11 protein-coding genes are annotated in these 17,869 nt (G+C 62.6%); 3 read left to right on the forward strand and 8 right to left on the reverse strand.

What is annotated here, in order from left to right:
- The 6 genes from VGP39_RS08625 to VGP39_RS08650 form a co-directional block, all read right to left on the reverse strand.
- The coding region (locus VGP39_RS08625) for a CusA/CzcA family heavy metal efflux RND transporter (protein ID WP_327567685.1) at nt 1–2,921 on the reverse strand (2,921 nt) is incomplete at its 3' end.
- Nucleotides 2,922–3,137: 216 nt separating this feature from the next.
- Nucleotides 3,138–4,382 (reverse strand): efflux RND transporter periplasmic adaptor subunit, encoded by a 1,245-nt coding sequence (locus VGP39_RS08630; protein ID WP_327567686.1) that lies wholly within the window; start codon nt 4,380–4,382, stop codon nt 3,138–3,140.
- Between the two features lie 133 nt (nt 4,383–4,515).
- On the reverse strand, nt 4,516–5,925 hold the full coding sequence (locus tag VGP39_RS08635) for a CoA transferase (protein ID WP_327567687.1): 1,410 nt from the start codon (nt 5,923–5,925) through the stop codon (nt 4,516–4,518).
- 126 nt (nt 5,926–6,051) lie between these two features.
- Entirely contained in the window at nt 6,052–9,408 is a 3,357-nt protein-coding gene (locus VGP39_RS08640) for an error-prone DNA polymerase (RefSeq protein WP_327567688.1), read from the reverse strand.
- Nucleotides 9,405–10,994, reverse strand: coding sequence for a DNA polymerase Y family protein (locus tag VGP39_RS08645; protein WP_327567689.1), 1,590 nt, complete (start codon nt 10,992–10,994; stop codon nt 9,405–9,407). The genes VGP39_RS08640 and VGP39_RS08645 overlap by 4 nt, the downstream gene beginning before the upstream one ends.
- Nucleotides 10,885–11,670, reverse strand: coding sequence for a DNA repair protein (locus tag VGP39_RS08650; protein ID WP_327567690.1), 786 nt, complete (start codon nt 11,668–11,670; stop codon nt 10,885–10,887). Before VGP39_RS08650 ends, VGP39_RS08645 begins: the two co-directional genes overlap by 110 nt.
- Nucleotides 11,671–11,928: 258 nt before the next feature.
- Here VGP39_RS08650 and VGP39_RS08655 point away from each other — a divergent pair, with 258 nt between their 5' ends.
- Nucleotides 11,929–13,158, forward strand: coding sequence for a putative DNA modification/repair radical SAM protein (locus VGP39_RS08655; RefSeq protein WP_327567691.1), 1,230 nt, complete (start codon nt 11,929–11,931; stop codon nt 13,156–13,158).
- A gap of 160 nt (nt 13,159–13,318) precedes the next feature.
- The gene (locus VGP39_RS08660; RefSeq protein ID WP_327567692.1) at nt 13,319–14,764 is read left to right on the forward strand and encodes a UdgX family uracil-DNA binding protein; all 1,446 of its coding nucleotides are present in this window, start codon (nt 13,319–13,321) and stop codon (nt 14,762–14,764) included.
- A 172-nt stretch (nt 14,765–14,936) separates the two neighbouring features.
- Here VGP39_RS08660 and VGP39_RS08665 read toward each other — a convergent pair whose 3' ends face one another.
- A complete protein-coding gene (locus VGP39_RS08665) occupies nt 14,937–15,434 on the reverse strand; it encodes a ferritin-like domain-containing protein (protein ID WP_327567693.1) in 498 nt (165 codons plus the stop codon).
- 163 nt (nt 15,435–15,597) lie between these two features.
- On the opposite strand from VGP39_RS08665, the gene VGP39_RS08670 reads away from it, so the two are divergent.
- Nucleotides 15,598–16,392, forward strand: coding sequence for a hypothetical protein (locus tag VGP39_RS08670; protein WP_327567694.1), 795 nt, complete (start codon nt 15,598–15,600; stop codon nt 16,390–16,392).
- Between the two features lie 121 nt (nt 16,393–16,513).
- Here VGP39_RS08670 and VGP39_RS08675 read toward each other — a convergent pair whose 3' ends face one another.
- Complete coding sequence (locus VGP39_RS08675; protein ID WP_327567695.1) at nt 16,514–17,686, reverse strand: M20 aminoacylase family protein; 1,173 nt, start codon at nt 17,684–17,686, stop codon at nt 16,514–16,516.
- Nucleotides 17,687–17,869 lie beyond the last annotated feature (183 nt).

The following is a 17,869-nucleotide window of genomic DNA, read 5'->3' on the forward strand; positions in this document are numbered from 1 at the left end:
CCGGTGCGGATCACCGCCCTTGCCCGGTCGTAACCTTCCTCGATCAACTGATTGAACTGCGACAGGATGATGATGCCGTCCATCACCGCGATGCCGAACAGCGCGATGAACCCGATCGCCGCCGACACGCTGAACGGAATGCCGGATATCAACAGCCCGAGCACGCCCCCGAAGATCGCCATCGGGATCACGCTCATGGCCAGCAGGGTGTCGATCATCGAGCCGAAATTGAACCACAGCAGCACCGCGATCAGCGCGAGGCTGATCGGCACCACGATCGACAGCCGCTTGATGGCGTCCTGCAGATTGCCGAACTCGCCGACCCATTCGACGCGTGATCCCGGCGGCAGATGCACTTGCGCCGCCACCTTGTCCTGCGCCTCGCGGATGGCGCTGCCGAGGTCGCGTTCGCGCACCGAGAATTTGATCGGCAGATAGCGCTCCTGCTGCTCGCGGTAGATATAGGCCGCGCCCGATACCAGCTGGATCGAAGCGACCTCGCTCAAGGGAATCTGGGTGATCGCGCCGCCCGGGCCGGGCGCGCCGATGCGCAGGTTCTGGATCGCCTCGGCGCTGCGGCGATATTCCGGCGCCAGCCGCACGATGATCGGGAAATGCCGGTCGCTTCCCGGCTCATAGAGATCGCCGGCGCTGTCGCCGCCGATGGCGACGCGGATGGTGGCGTTGATATCGCCCGGCGACAGCCCGTAACGCGCGGCGCGGGCGCGGTCGATATCGATCTGGATGGTCGGTTGGCCGAGCGAGGTGAATACCGAAAGGTCGGTGACGCCCTGCACGGTTGATAGAACCGACTTGATCCTGCTGGCGGTGTCGGTGAGCGCCTGCAGGTCGTTGCCGTAAAGCTTGATCGAGTTCTCGCCCTTCACGCCGGACACGGCTTCGGCGACGTTGTCCTGCAGATATTGCGAGAAGTTGAATTCGACGCCGGGAAATTTGTGCTGCAGCTGCGCCAGCAGCTGCGAGGTCAATTCATCCTTGTCGTGGGTGCCCGGCCATTCGCTGACCGGTTTGAGCGGCGCGAAGAATTCGGCGTTGAACAGCCCGGCGGCGTCGGTGCCGTCGTCGGGTCGGCCATGCTGCGACACCACCGATTCCACTTCAGGGCGGCTGCGAATGATCTTGCGGATCTCGTTGACGTAGGCGTTGCCCTCCTGCAGCGAGATGGTCGGGGGCAAGGTCGCGCGGATCCACAAATTGCCTTCCTCGAGCTTGGGCAGGAATTCAAGGCCGAGCAGCCGGGTGAAGACAATGGTCAGGACCACGAGGCCCGCCGCGGCGCCCATCACAAGCCTTCGATTCTCGACCGCCCAGGCCAGCACCGGCGTGTAGATGCGGTGCAGGAACGCCATGATCCGGGTTTCAGTTTCCTCCATATGCGCCGGCAGGATCAGGGCGCTGAGCGCGGGCGTCACCGTGAATGTCGCGAGCAAGCCGCCGGCCAGCGCATAGGCGTAAGTCCGCGCCATCGGTCCGAAAATATTGCCTTCCACCCCGCTGAGCGTAAACAGCGGAATGAATGCCGCGATGATGATGGCGGCGGCAAAGAAGATCGAGCGCGACACGTCGGCCGCGGCCGAGAGGATGGCGTGGCTCTTCATGCCCATGGTGGTTTCGCGCGAGATGTGGCTCTGCTCGGCCTCCGACAATGCGGTGGTTTGCGACAGCCGGCGGAAGATCGCCTCCACCATGATCACGGTGCCGTCCACGATCAGCCCGAAATCGATGGCGCCGACCGACAGCAGGTTGGCCGATTCGCCTCTGAGCACCAGGATGATGACCGCGAAAAACAGCGCGAATGGAATGGTGGCGCCGACGATCAGCGCGCTGCGCAGATCGCCGAGGAACACCCATTGCAGCAGCACGATCAGCAGGATGCCGACCCCCATATTGTGCAGCACCGTGTGGGTCGTGATGTCGATCAGGTCCTTGCGGTCGTAGATGCGCTCGATCCTTACCCCCGGCGGCAGGACCCTGGAGTTGTTGATCGAGTTCACAAGGTGCTCGACGCGCGCGATGGTCGGCGAACTCTGCTCGCCGCGGCGCATCAGTACGATGCCCTGCACGATGTCGTCGTCCTGATCGAGGCCGGCGATGCCGAGGCGGGGTTTCTCGCCGACGGTGACGGTGGCGATATCCTTGACCAGCACCGGATTGCCGCCGCTTTGCGACACCATGGTGCTCGCGAGATCGTCGATCGAGCGGATCAGGCCGACGCCGCGCACCACGGCGGACTGCGCACCGATATTGACGGTACTGCCGCCGACATTGATGTTGGAATTGCCGACAGCCTGCAGCAGTTGCGGCAGCGTCAGTCCATAGGCGATCAGCTTGTTGAAGTCGACCTGCAGCTCATAGGTCTTGGTCCTGCCGCCCCACCCGGTGACGTCGATCACGCCGGGCACGGCGCGGAAGCGGCGCTGCAACACCCAATCCTGCAGCGTCTTCAAGTCCAGCACGCTGTAGTTCGGCGGGCCCACCAGCCGATAGCGATAGATTTCGCCGATCGCGCTGAGCGGAGAAATACCCGGCTGCACGTTGCCGGGCAACGGCGCCATCTGCGACAGCCGGTTCAGCACCTGCTGCAGCGCCTCGTCATAAGTGTAGTCGAACGAGAATTGCAGTTTGACGTCGGACAGGCCGTACAGCGAGATGGTGCGGATGGTGCGCACGTTCTTGATGCCCGCGACCTGGGTTTCAATGGGAATGGTGATGTAGCGCTCGATTTCCTCCGACGAAAGCCCGGAGCTTTGCGTGACGATGTCGACCATCGGCGGGGTCGGATCGGGGTAGGCCTCGATGTTGAGCTGCTTGAACGCGATCAGCCCGCCGATCAACACGGCGACAAACAACCCCACCATCAGGTAGCGGCGGTGGACGGCGAGTTCGACGAGACGATCCATTCAGATCGGGTCTTTCAAAAGAGCTGTCATCAAGTTCGTCATGCCCGGCACGCGTTGGCCAGGCAACGCTGCCGGCATCGTGAGGTGCTCGCCGTCTTCAGCGAGCCTCGAAGGATGGGACACAAGCGCCCGGAGCCATCCCTTGAGACGCCGCGCAAGCGCGCGGTTCCTCAGGATGACGGCGGAATACGTGGCTCGGAAGGAGAGTGGTATGACCTAACTCCCCGACGCCGCGCGGTCGATGAACAGGCTGCCCTTGGTGATGATCTGCTCGCCGGGCTTCAGATTGCCCCTCACCTCGACCAGATTGCCGTTGGTGAGGCCGGTCTTGATCTGGCGAAGCTCGATCGTCTTGTCGTCGTGGGCGACCCAGAGCCGAACCTGATCGCCCTCATAGATCAGCGCCTGCTTCGGCACCCCGACGGATGGCTGATCACCGGCCGCGTAGATCGTAACGGTAGCGAACATTTCCGGCTTCAACTGGCCGTCCCTGTTATCGACGGTGGCGCGGACCAGCAGCCGGCGGGTGGCAGGATCAATCGCCGCCGCGATGTAGTTGATACGTCCGGTGAGCACGCGGCCGGGCAGCGCCAACAGGCTGAAGGTAATCTCCTGCCCCACCGACACCAACGAGGCTTCGGTCTCCCGAACGAAGGCCGTCAGCCAGACCGTGGAGAGATCGCCGATCACGAAGACCGGGTCGCTGGCGCCGGCGATGATATACTGACCCGGGCCGATCTTGCGTTGGACCACCGTGCCTGCGATCGGCGCGAAGACGGTGGTCTCGCGGTTGATGCTGCCCTTTTCCTGAAACGCCGTGATGGCGTCATCGGTCAGGCCCAGGATGCGCAGCTTGTTGCGCGCGGCCTCCAGCGCGGTCTGCGACGAGCGCAGATCGTTCTGCGCCTGGATCAGGTTTGCCTGGGTTTGCTGATAATCCTTCAGCGGGACCGCCCTGCCCTCGAACAGATCCCTGGCGCGCTTGTCCTGCAGCTGGGCGAGATCGAACGCCGATTTCGCCTTGTTGAGTCCGGTCGTGGCGGCGATGAAATCGTTTTGCGCCTGCACGTTGTCGGCGGCTTCGATGATGAACAGCGGCTGGCCTTGCGTGACCTTCTCGCCGGGCCGCGCCAGCAGCTTGGTGACCCGGCCGGCATAGGGCGAAAACACAGGCGTCGAGCGATCCTCATCGACCGCGATCTTGCCCTCGGTGACGTGCTCGGCGCGGAAAGCGCGCTCGGTCACGGGCTCGAAAGCCAGGCTGGCCCATTCCGACGGCGTCGGGGTGTAGCGCTGCAGACCCTTGCGGGCCTGGCTCGATATTTCGGAATTTCCGTGGGTTGCCTTGCTGGCGTGCACGAACCAATAGCCGGCAAAGCCGACAAGGATCAGCAAGGCCGCGCCAACGGCCAAACGTTGACGATTAAGCAACTGAATTCGCTTGATAAATTCGGTCGGCATGGGGCCTTGGCTAAAGCGTCGTGTGATCCGCGGCGATTTGCCTCATCGCTGTGCTAATAGTGCCTAATTGCTGTCGCAAACAATCGAAAAACGCGATTAGGCTGGCGTTTTGAGTTAAAATTTTGCGAGACGCTTAATTGCGCGCCGGCCATTGCGGCGGGTGGCTGCCAAGCGGCATCGCCGGGCGCGACCACGACGCCGGGGTTTTCGACAGCAGCGCCGAATGGCGCACGGACCGCAGCGGACCGAAGCCCGAGGGGATTTCCTCGATAAAGGGGCTCACGGATTCGCCCTTCAAATCCTCGGTCTTAAAACCGTCGGCGACGCGGCCGAGATTCCACAGCCAGCGCCCGGTCTGCGCCAGCGATACCCGGACATGCCAGCTGCCGCCTTCGCGCGACTGGCGTGCCTTCGCCATCATCGCGCCGAACGCCATCAGGTAGCCGGTGGCATGATCGAGCATCTGCGCCGGCAATTCCTTCGGCCTGTCGACGCCCGCCGCCTGGCCTTCGGCGTGATTGAAGCCGGTCGCGGTCTGCACCAGCGAGTCAAAACCGCGGCGGTTCGCCCAAGGACTTGTAGAAGATCCGGCATGGCCATAGGCCGACAGCGAGACATAGACGATGCCGGGGCTGAGCTTCGCGGCTTCTTCCGCAGAGAAGCCGAGCGCCGCGATGGATGTCGGCCGGTAGCCCTGCGAGAAAATATCGGCCCCTGCCAGCAGACGGCGCAGCAGGTCGCACCCTTGTTCGGTGTTGAGATCGACAAAGCTGGTCAGCTTGCCGCGGCCGGTGTCGATGGTGAGCCAGGGGATCGCCGGCAGGTTCGGACTTGAGATCAGCATCACATCGGCGCCGTGCACCGCGAGCGTGCGGCCGGCCACGGGACCGGCGATCACCCGCGACAGATCCAGCACGCGCACTCCCGCCAGCGGGCAATCGCCCGCCGGCCATGGTTTTGGCGCGGCCTCGCCGATTTTCTCGATCGAGACCAGGGGCAATTCCGCCAACGCTTTTGCGTGGGGCAACGCCAGCCATTCGTCATGCGAGCGCATCAGCGCGGCCACGCAGCCGCCGGCATAAGCTGCGGTTTCGAACGCCTCGCCGTCCCACTGCATCAGCGCGGCCTGCACCTCGTCGCGCTCCGGCTTGCAGTTGAGCACCTTGCAGACGGCGTCGCGGTGATGCCGGAAATTGGTGTGCAGCCGCACAAAGCGGCCGTCGCCGGTGTTGTAGATGCCGGCGATGGCGTCCCACGCCGGACCCGGCGGCTTGCCGTCGACGCGCAGGTAGCGCTCGCTGCGGCATTCGACCACGGCATGGCGCATATCGACCGCGATATCCTGCAGGTGCCCGCTGCGCAATTGCCAGATATTTGCCGCCGCCATTCCCGCCGCGGCGATGCTGGCCTGCGCGGCGGCTGCGACGCGAAACGACGACGGCAGCTGCGGCTCCTCGCCGGCCAGCGTGACGCGATCGAGCGCTGCGCGCTCGCCGCCGGTCGATGTCCAGAGATCGGTGAGGATGTCGCGAGGGGTTTGCATGGAATGTTCCGCACGATGACCGCGCAATCGTACCGCCGTCATTGCGAGGAGCGCAAGCGACGAAGCAATCCAGTTTTTTCCGTTGCCGCTGGATTGCCTCGCTTCGCTCGCAATGACGGCTAACCTTCAATGAAAATCTCTTGATGGCGGCAGAATGCGAACGTTGCGTGGGTGGCGGATTTTCTGCGCCGGATTGTTCGGGTGTTCGCGGCGGTCGTCGTTGAGCGGCTCGATCGGCGCCGCGGCGGAAGGCATTACGTGACGCCGGCCGAGTGCATCATTGGAAAGATTCATCAGATCGGACGAGCGGTCGAACAATCGCTCGGCTACCAGATGCACCACCTTTTCCGGGCTGCTTTGAATGGTACCTTCGACCAGGATCAGCCGCGCTCCCATCACCTCTTTCCGAAAACGCTCCATCACCTTCGGCCACACCACGATATTTGCGATGCCGGTTTCGTCTTCCAGCGTCATGAACACCACGCCCTTGGCGCTGCCGGGGCGCTGGCGCACCAGCACCACGCCGGCGCAGCGGACGCGCTGCCTGTCATTGGCATGCGAAACTGCTTCGCAGGCAATGACACGTTCTTTCGTGAACATCGCCCGCAAAAATTCCATCGGATGGCCCTTCAGCGACAGCCGGATGGTCTGATAGTCGGCCACTACCTGTTCCGGCAGCGGCATCAGCGGCAACGGCTGCGCGTCTTCGTCAGGCTGCTCGCGCGCGGCGGCGATTTCAAACAGCGGCAACGGCACGTCATCCGGCAACCGCCGCACCGCCCACAATGCTGCGCGGCGATCGAGGCCGATGGAGCGGAACGCATCGGCATCGGCCAGCAGGATCAGCGCGCGTTTCGGCAATCCCGTGTCGCGGGCAAAATCCTCCAGCGAGGTGAAGGAGCGGCGTTCGCGCGCGGCGACGATGCGCTCTCCCCAGTCTTCCGGTTTCGGCTTTTTGATTTCCAGCCTTTTATTATTTTCCATCCGAAGAAACTCTTCATCCGGATCGGCCCACTTGAACCCGTCGATCTGGCGAAAGCCGAGACGAACGGCGTGATATTTCCCGCATTGTTCCTCCAGCGTATTTTGCGAGAAGCTGAACGACACATCGATCCCGCGCACCGTGACGGCGTTCTTGCGGGCATCGCCGACAATCTGCGCCGGCGCGTAAAATCCCATCGGCTGCGAATTCAACAATCCGCAGCAGAACGCGTCTGGATGCCAATATTTGAGCCATGAAGAAACATAGACCAGTTGCGCAAAACTCGCGGCATGGCTCTCGGGAAAACCGTAGCTGCCGAATCCCTTGATCTGGTCGAAGCAGCTTCGAGCAAATACAGGATCATATCCGCGTTCGATCATGCGATTGACCATTCGCTCCTCGAACGTATGCATGGTGCCGACATTCCGGAATGTCGCCATCGCCCGGCGCAGGCCATTTGCCTCTTCAGACGTGAACTCCGCAGCCTGCATCGCAATTCGCATTGCCTGCTCCTGAAACAGCGGCACACCTAGGGTCTTTTCCAGGACGTCTTTCAGTTCGTTTTTGTTGCCTCCTTTCGGATAGGGATAATCGATATCTTCCGGCTTCATCTTCCGGCGCTTCAGATACGGATGCACCATGTTGCCCTGGATTGGTCCAGGCCGCACGATGGCGACCTCGATCACCAGATCATAAAACGTCCGCGGCTTCAGCCGTGGCAGCATGTTCATCTGCGCGCGGCTCTCGACCTGGAACACGCCGAGCGACTCGCCACGCTGCAGCATCTGATAGACTTCGTCGTCGTCTCTGGATTTGATATCGGCAAGCTCGTAGCGTGTTCCCTTGTGCTGCGCGATCAGGTCGAAACATTTGCGGATGCAGGTCAGCATCCCCAGCGCCAGCACGTCGACCTTCATCATGTTCAGCGCGTCGACATCATCCTTGTCCCATTCGATAAAGGTGCGATCGTCCATCGCCGCATTGCCGATCGGCACATAGGTGTCGAGCCGGTCCTGCGTCAGCACATAGCCGCCGACATGCTGCGACAGATGGCGCGGGAATTCGATCAGCTCGCTGGCCAGTTCGACGGCAAGTTCGACCATGGGATTTTTCGGATCGAGCCCGGCCTGCCTGACCTGCATCTCGTTAAGGCCCTTGCCCCAGCTTCCCCACACCGTATCGGCCAGCGCCGCGGTGACATCCTCCGTCAGGCCCAATGCCTTGCCGACATCGCGGATCGCGCTGCGCGGCCGATAATGAATGACGGTGGCGATGATCGCGGCGCGGTGGCGGCCGTAGCGGCGGTAGACATATTGCATCACCTCCTCGCGCCGCGAGTGCTCGAAGTCGACGTCGATGTCGGGTGGCTCCAACCGCTCCTTGGAAATGAAACGCTCGAACAGCAGATTGATTTCGGAAGGGTTCACCGAGGTTATACCAAGAACATAGCACACCGCCGAATTAGCCGCTGATCCTCTTCCCTGACACAAAATATTTTGCGACCGCGCATAGCGGACGATGTCATGCACGGTGAGAAAATAATGCGCGTATTGCAGCTCCGCGATCAGATCGAGTTCTTTTCCAAGCGTAGCTCGCAAAGCACTATCAATTCCCTGCGGAAAATATTGATCAGCCCCTGCCCAGGTGAGATCTTCAAGATGCTGCTGCGCAGTCTTGCCTGGCGGCACCGGCTCATCGGGGTATTGGTACTTGAGTTGATCAAGCGAAAACGTAATGCAGCCGGCAAACCGCATGGTTTCCGCGATCGCCTCCGGTACCTCGCGAAACAACCGCGCCATCTCTTGCGCAGGTTTCAGATGGCGCTCGGCATTGGCCTCAAGTTTTTTGCCGATACGCTCAATGGTCGTTTTCTCGCGGATGCAGGTCAGAACGTCCTGCAAGGGCCGGCGCACGGGATGGTGATACAGCACTTCATTGGTCGCCAGCAGCGGAACGCGGACCGTTGCGGCAATGCGCTGCAACCGGGCGAGACGGCGCTTGTCATCGCCGCGGTACAGCAGGCTGGCCGCGAGCCAGACGCCCTCCGCGCGACTGCGCTGCAGATGATCTAGAATTTTCAGCGCTTTCGCTGTCTCAAAGCGATGCGGCAGCGTCAGAACCAGAAGCTGTCCTTCGGCGAATTCCGAAAGATCATCCAGTTTTAAGTGACATTCGCCTTTCTCCGCCGCGCGCTTGCCATGAGTCAGCAACTGACAGAGCCGGCCATAGGCCGAGCGGTCGCTTGGGTAGACCAGAATATCCGGCGTATCGTCCATGAAGACGAGGCGCGAACCAATCAGCAATTTCGGTTTGTATATGACCTTGGGATTTTCCAACTCCTTGTAAGCCCGCGCCACACCAGCCAGCGTATTGTGATCGGCAATGCCAATGACGGGCAGGCGCAATTCGCTGGCCTGATGCACATAGGCTTGCGGGTGCGAGCCGCCGCGCAGGAATGAAAAATTCGTCGTGATACCGATTTCGGCGTACGGCGTATTCATGCGAACAGCCCATGCACGAACCAGTCTGGCGGAACGGCCTTACCGTCCTTTGCGATTTCGCCGTATAGCCCATTCCGATAAAGCCAGAACCGCATCCCCGTTTCATCCTCGACCCGAAAATAATCGCGTGTCGGCATCGCTTCCTGCGCACGCCACCATTCCATGGCGACGCGTTCCGGGCCTTCCGCGCGAACGATGGTGTGAGATGCGCGCCGCCATTTGAAATGTTTTGGTGGTTTGTCAGGAACTTCCGCAAACAGCACCTCGATCGGCTCCGGCCGCTCGAACAACCGCAACGGCCGCAGCGGCGGTTCGCCTTCGGCGCGCGCTGGCCAAGCGGCTAGCGTAGCTGCGGCAAGATGATGCTGCGCCGGCGCCGCCAAACCGGCACGTTCCGGAATGTGGGTATCCTGCGGCAGGTGCACGACCACGCGGCGGCCGCCGATGCGTGCGGCGATACGGTCGATCAGCGCGGCCAGTTCGTCATTGTCGTGCACGTTGGCGTCGAGATCGCGCTGCTGCTGCACCACGATCTCGGTGCGGCTGGCGGACAGCCTGACCAGATCGAAGCCGAAACCGGGATCGAGGGGATCACTCAACGCATCGAGCCGTTCGCGGAACAGCCGGTCGATCATCGCAGCCCTGGTGACGGGCTGTCCGGTATCCACCGCAATCGCGCGCACCGCGCCGTCGGTGCGGAAGAAGCTCGCCTCCAGCTGCCGCGCGCCCTTGCCCTGTTTTTCCATCGCTGCGACCAGCATCTGCGCCAGCCTGGATAATGTCGCTGCTATCACGCCATCGGTTAAGACCGGTTCGGCGAAGCGTTTCTCCACGATATAATCCGGCAGCGGCTTGCGTGGGCTGATCGGCGCATCGCCCTGCCCCAGCGCTTGTTCCAGCAGAGTGGTAAAATCCGCGCCAAATCTTGCGGTGATCTCGTGACGCCCGCGCGAGGCAACATCACGAATGGTTTTCAAGCCGGCGCGGCGCAGGCCGCGGGTGACGGCATCGTCCGCGCCGAGCGCGAACACCGGCAGCGGTTTTACGCTATCTGCCTCTTCGCCATCCATGACGATGCGGCCATGGACGTGGCGGTTCATCGTCCGCGCGCAGATCGAGGTGGCGGCAATCGCGGCGCTGACGCCAAAACCCTGCCGCGTCAGCGCATCGCACAGTATCTGCATCAGGGCTGCCTCGCCGCCGAACAGATGCGCGCAGCCGGTGATGTCGAGGAACAGGCCGTGCGGGGAATCCAGCGCCACCAGCGGCGTGAAGCGGTCGCACCAGTCGGCGATGGTGTTCAGCGCCTGCGCATCCGCGGCCTCGTCGGCATCGAACACCTGTATGTCAGGGCAGACCACGCGGGCATTGGCCAGCGGCAGACCCGCCTCAAGGCCGAGGCGGGCCGCGGCATCATCCAGCGCGGAAATCTGCAGCGCGTTGTTCTGTTTGGCGACGACAATGCAGGGACGGCTGTTATCCAGCCCGGCGCCGCGGCGGAACAGTTCGCGCTTGATGCGGTCGGTCGGCAGGCGCGGCAGCCACAGGCTGAGGATGCGCCGGCGCTTCACGGAAAAGGCACTCATCACATTTCCATTCCATGATCCAATGCCCGTTCGGGCCATGACGGTTGCGAACCAGTTTTGTATCGAGCATGGGCGCGCCCCATGCCTCGAGACGCGGCGGCGAATGCGCCGCGCGCACGATCCATCGCGTCTCCGCCGTGGAAGGCATCGGCTCTGCCGCGAGGCGCAGCAGCAGGCAGGTCACTCCCGACATTTGCGCGGCCAAGGTCAGCTTGCGGCTGGCGACGAGATCGAGCTGCCGCGTCTCGCCCCAGATTTCCATCACCACGGCGCCGAGCGCATCGCAGGCCAGCGCATCGGCGGATGCCCGCAGCGCGGTCTCCGCGTCGGGCGCGCGCACGCTCACCACGAGGCGCGGATCGAGGCCGAGTTCGCTCCAGCCGTTCATCGATAGCGCGCCGGATTCGATTTCCGCAAAATCCTGTCGCACCCATAGCAGCGGCCGCCGCACGCTGACGCGCCGCGCCAGCCCAGCGATGAATCCCGTCGCCGCGGCGCTATGTCTGCCTTCCGCGAACACCTCATGCACCGCGCCCAGCGCAAGACCGCCCCGCAGCGCCGCATCTGCCCCGACATGGCCGAGCGCCGCCCGCTCCGACGCGGTGGCGTCGTGAGTTTCAATGCGCTCGATGCTGCCGCGCAAGGCCGCAATCGTGCATGTGCGTGCGCCGGTCATGCGCCGCTCCTGAAGAAGACGTTGGACTATCGAGTTCAGAACAGAACCAATGGCTGGCTCATTTGTTCATGATATGTTCTAATAAAGCTAAGACCTAGCCGAGAGTCAATCGGGATCGCATTCCTCATTGCGAGCCAATGGGTCCGGCTTCGCCGGCCCGCTGACAGGCTCCGCGAAGCAATCCAAAGACTGGACTGCTTCGTCGCAAGGGCTCCTCGCAATGACGAATAACAGAATGGAATCAAAGGGATTCAGAGAATGGACCTGCAGCGCAAACTGGAAATCCTGGCCGACGCCGCCAAATATGACGCCTCCTGCGCTTCCAGCGGCACCGAGCAGCGTGACAGCCGTGACGGCAAAGGGCTGGGCTCGACCGCGCCCGGCATGGGCATCTGCCATTCCTACGCGCCGGACGGCCGCTGCATCTCGCTGTTGAAGATCCTGCTGACCAACGCCTGCAACTTCGACTGCCTCTATTGCGTCAACCGCGCTACCTCGAACGTGCCGCGAGCGCGCTTCACCGTCGACGAAGTAGTGCAACTGACGATTGACTTCTATCGCCGCAATTACATCGAGGGGCTGTTTCTGTCCTCCGGCATCATTCGCAGCGCCGACTACACCATGGAGCAAGTGGTGAGTGTCGCGCGCAAGCTTCGCGAACAGCATCACTTCCGCGGCTACATCCATCTCAAAACTATTCCGGAAGCCGATGACGCACTGATCACGGAGGCCGGAAAATACGCCGACCGCCTCAGCATCAATATCGAGGTGCCGGAGGAGGAAAGCCTTGCGAAGCTAGCGCCTGAGAAGGACGTGCGCGCGATCAGGCGCACCATGGGCCGGCTGCGGCTCAAGCTCGACGAAGCGAAAGAAAATACAAAAGCCACGAACGCGCCGCGCTTTGCGCCGGCGGGACAAAGCACGCAGATGATCGTCGGCGCAGATAGCGCCTCCGACCAGACCATTCTCGCCACCAGCGCCAATCTCTACGGCTCCTACAATCTAAAGCGAGTTTACTATTCCGCATTCAGCCCGATTCCCGATGCCAGCCGTTCGCTGCCGCTTCGCGCACCGCCGCTGGTCCGGGAGCACCGGCTTTACCAGGCCGACTGGCTGATGCGGTTTTATGGATTCGATGTGAACGAAATCGTCGAGAAGGCGGAAGGCATGCTGCCGCTCGACATCGATCCGAAACTGGCATGGGCCCTGCGCAATCGCGATCGCTTCCCGCTCGACGTCAACCGCGCCAGCCGCGAGCAGTTGTTACGCGTGCCGGGCTTCGGCGCCAAGGCGGTCGACCGCATCATCGCGACGCGGCGCGTGGCATCGATCCGCGTCGCCGATCTGGCCCGGCTGCATATCCCGCGGAACAAGGCGCTGCCGTTCATCATTCTGTCCGATCACAGACCGGCGTCGCATTTGCTCGATGGCGCACGGCTGGCGGAGCGGTTTCAGCCCAAGTCCAAGCAGTTGGGATTTGGGTTTTGAGTAACGCAGCAAAACCCTCAACCGTCATCCTGAGGAGCCGCGCTCTTGCGCGGCGTCTCGAAGGATGGCCGCGGGCGCTTGTGGCCATCCTTCGAGGCTCGCCGCCAGATGCGGCGAGCACCTCAGGATGACGCTGTATGGGTGGTGAGAGAAAAAGAACATGCACTTCATCTCATTGAACAGCGAAGCCGATTTCGAGGGCTGGCGTAAGGCGGCCCGCGCGCTGGCATTGAACAACGTGGCGCCGGCCGGGGTGACATGGACGGTGGCGGGCAACGAGCCTGAGCTCTTTGAACAATCTTCATCAGCTTCGCCGCTCGAAACGCCGCACGGCACCTTCAACGTCCCCGGCAAATTCGTCGAGCTGGCGCAGATCGCGATCCTGCATCGCGATATCAAGCGTTTTGCCATTCTGTACCGCCTGCTGTGGCGGCTGCGCGCCAACCACGACCTGCTCGATATCGCGACCGATCCGGACGTGGCGCAAATCGCGGTGATGGCCAAGGCGGTGCGCCGCGATGAGCACAAGATGCATGCCTTCGTCCGCTTCCGCGAGGTCGGCCGCGAACGCGAGTCGCACTTCATTGCCTGGTTCGAGCCTGAGCATTACATCGTCGAACGGGCGGCGCCGTTTTTCGCGCGGCGTTTTGCCGATATGGCCTGGTCGATCCTCACCCCGGACGTTTGCGCGCATTGGGACGGCCACGCGGTTTCTTTCACGTCGGGGTTAAGCAAATTGGACGCGCCCTCGGAAGACCGGCTGGAGGAGACCTGGCGGCGCTACTATGCCAGCATCTTCAATCCGGCCCGGCTCAAGGTGAGGGCGATGCAGGCCGAGATGCCGAAGAAATATTGGCGGAACCTGCCGGAGGCCTCGTTGATTAAGCCTCTGATCGCCGGCGCCGGCCGCGCAACCGGCGACATGATCGCGCACGGCGCCACCGAACCGCACAAGGCGCAGAAACGGCCCGAGCCCATGAAACGCAAGCATTCAGCGCCCGGCGACAGCATCGAGGCCCTGCGCGAGGAAGCCGCCGGCTGCCGCGCCTGTCATCTGTGGAAAGACGCCACCCAGACCGTATTCGGCGAGGGCCCGCAGCATGCCCAGGTGATGCTGGTCGGCGAGCAGCCCGGCGACAAGGAAGATCTTGCGGGAAAACCGTTCGTGGGACCGGCGGGCCAGATGCTCGACCGCGCGCTGCAAGAGGCCGGCGTCAACCGCGACAAGGTCTACGTCACCAACGCGGTAAAGCATTTCAAATTCGTGCCGCGCGGCAAAATCCGCCTGCACCAGAAGCCGAATACGCCGGAGATCAAGGCGTGCCGGCAGTGGTACGAGCGCGAGCTCGCCTCGATCAAACCCGATCTGGTGGTGGCGATGGGAGCTACCGCGGCGCAGAGCGTGTTCGGCAAGGCCACGCCGATCAACAAGAACCGCGGGCGGCTGATCGATCTCGAGGACGGCACCAAGGCGCTGGTGACCGTGCACCCGTCCTATTTGCTGCGGCTTCCCGACCAAGACGCCAAGGCGCGGGAGTATGAGCGCTTCGTCGATGATCTGAAGATCGTGGCGTCGCAGATGAAGAAAGCCGCGAGAGCGGCGTAGATTTTCGTGCCCCCGGGGCGCAGCGTGATGCTTGTGCCCCGGGCTTTGCAGCGCAGCGTGAAGCGGTGCGCTGCAGAGCCGGGGCATTGTTGTACAAAGAAAGCAAATGTGGATCCCCGCCCTGCGGTGCATCACCAGGTGCTGCACCGCGGCCGGTACAAGAGGTTCTGCTTCAAGCCGCAGCCGCCAGGTTCACCGCTGCTTTCGCCAGCTTGGTCAGCGTCTGATCGGTCTTTTCTTCTTCCTTGAGCGTCTGATCCAGCAGACGGGCCGCGTCGTTCATTCCGAGCTGGGCAGCCCACGCCTTCAGCGTGCCATAGCGGGAGATTTCGTAATGCTCCACCGCCTGCGCCGCGGCGAGCATGCCGGCATCGAGCGCTTCCGAGCCCTTGTACTCGTCCATGATCTCCTTGCCTTCGTCGAGAATGCCCTGGATGGCGTCGCAGGTCTTGCCGCGCGCCGGTTTGTCGAGGATTTCGAAAATCTGCTCGAGGCGTTCGACCTGGCCCTCGGTCTCGCCATAATGCTTCTCAAACGCCGCGCGCAGCTCGTCCGATTGGGCGGCCTTCGCCATCTTCGGCAGCGCCTTTAGAATCTGCTTTTCGGCGTAGTAGATGTCTTTCAACGTATCCAGGAAGAGGTCGTTGAGGTCCTTGTCCTTGGCGGCCATGACGTACTCCGTTGCTTGAAAAAGTGGGGACGTTCCCGCCTCTCAACGTGACGCGATGCGCATTGTTCCGGACCGTGGAATCGGCGGCGACTGCGGCAAAAAAGCCACCACCAAAACTGCCGGACCGCTATGCTGAGGGCATAGGTAAACGCGTAAAAAACCGATGCCGCACCTAAGGCTCAACCACTCCGGCATGGCGTTGTCGATCGCCGCGCATCTGACGGTGCTCACCGTCGGACTGGGCTATGCGGGTGTGCGGCCTTTTGAAACCGCGCCGACCGAGGCCATCGCGGTGGACATCGTCTCGCCCGACGAGGTCAGGGAAGCCACGCAGGAAACGGCGCCGAAGCCGGCACCGCCTTTGGAAATTCCGGATCTCTCCAGCGCGGACCAGCCTGCGGCGCCGCCAAAATCTGCAGTTGCTTCAGCACCACAGCAGCAGCAGCAACCCGCGCAACAGGCGATGCCATCCGCCGCTCCTGCAACTCCAAAGGACCAAGCGAGACCGGCGCGGCCGCCAGCCACGGCTCCGCAACCGGCCGCCTCCTGGCGTCCTCCGGAGCCCGATCTCAGTATCAAATACCAGGTCAATCTAGGTCTGCCCGCGCTCCCCGGCGATGACTTCGACGCACCGGCATTCCATGCCGCCAAGGTGTCGACCGACGACATCGCCAAATTTCGAGAGCAACTGAAGAAATGTTCGGTACTGCCTGGATCGATCGCGCCGACCGACAAGGTCACCATCAGGTTGCGTGCGAGCTTCCGACCTGACGGCACCCTTGCATCGGCGCCCTTGCTGATCGAGGCCAGCGCCTCCGCCAAGGGGCCGTTGCTCATGCAGGCCGCCATCGAGGCGCTGGGGGCGTGCCAGCCCTATGCGGCGCTGCCCGCGGATCGATACAGCGAATGGAAGGTGCTCGATCTCGGCTTCACGCCGCAGGATTTCAGGGGCGGGTAAGTGCGCCGATCGAAAACGACCCGTCATGGCCGGGCTTGACCCGGCCATCCATCTTCTTCGAAAGATTTTTGCGAAGGTTGATGGATGCGCGGGTCAAGCCCGCGCATGACGGGCTGTTGATTTACGCCGCCAGCGTATTTTCGACCAGCTTGATCCAGTACGAGGTGCCGTAGACGATGGCGTCGTCGTTGAAATTGTAGGCCGGATGATGCAACCCGGCGCTGTCGCCGTTGCCGCAGAAAATGAACGCGCCCGGCCGCGCTTCCAGCATGTAGGCGAAATCCTCGGCGCCCATCATCGGCGCCATTTCACGCACGTTGGCATCGCCGGCGACCTCCTTGGCCACCTGGGTCGCGATATCCGTCTGCGCGGCATGATTGACCACCACCGGGTAGCCCCGCCCGTAGTCAAGGTGGATTTTGGCGCCGGTGATCTGCGCGACGCCGGCCACGACTTCGCGTATCCGTTTTTCGACCAGTTGCCTGACATCCGCCTTCAATGTCCGCACGGTGCCTTTCAAGTCGGCGGTTTGCGGGATCACGTTGCGGGCGTTGCCGGCGTGGAATTCGCACATCGAAATCACCGCCGATTCCAGGGGATCGACGCTGCGCGAGACGATGCACTGCAGCGCGGTGATCAGCTGCGCGCCGACCAGGACGGAATCGATGCATTTGTGCGGGCGCGCCGCATGGCCGCCCAATCCTTCGATGCGGATGTCGATGTTATCGGTGGCGGCCATGATGGGACCGGGCCGCAATGCGAACGATCCGACCGGGATACCCGGGCCATTGTGCATTCCGTAGACCTGATCGATGGCAAAACGGTCCATCAGGCCGTCCTCGATCATGGCGGCGGCGCCCGCGCCGCCCTCTTCGGCCGGCTGGAAAATCACGATGGCGTCGCCGGCGAAATTCCGGGTCTCGGCAAGGTATCGCGCCGCCCCGAGCAGCATCGCGGTGTGTCCATCATGCCCGCAGGCGTGCATCCTGCCCGGCGTCCTGGACGCATATGGGAGATTGGTGTCTTCCTCAATCGGCAGCGCGTCCATGTCGGCGCGAAGCCCAATGACCTTGACATCGGCGTCCGCGGCCGGCCTGCGGCCTTTGATGACGCCGACCACGCCGGTGCGGCCGAGACCGGTGGCGACCTCATCGCAGCCGAACTCGCGCAACCGATCCGCCACGAACGCCGCGGTGCGATGCACTTCGTACAGCAATTCGGGATGAGCATGGATATCCCGCCGCCAGGCCTGAATATCCGGTTGCAAATCGGCGACGCGATTGATGATGGGCATGACAAATCTCGGGGTTGGACGTTTTCTCTTGTCTAGCATGGGGCTGCGATCCGCCCAATACTCCTCTACAGCCGTCATGGCCGGGCTTGTCCCGGCCATCCACGTCTTGTTTGCTGCAAGGTCAGAAAGACGTGGATGCCCGGGCCTTCGCCGCGCCGAAGGGGCTTCGGCCCCGCAGGCGGG

This window comes from Bradyrhizobium sp. (genome assembly GCF_036009065.1).
Taxonomy (GTDB): Bacteria; Pseudomonadota; Alphaproteobacteria; order Rhizobiales; family Xanthobacteraceae; genus Bradyrhizobium.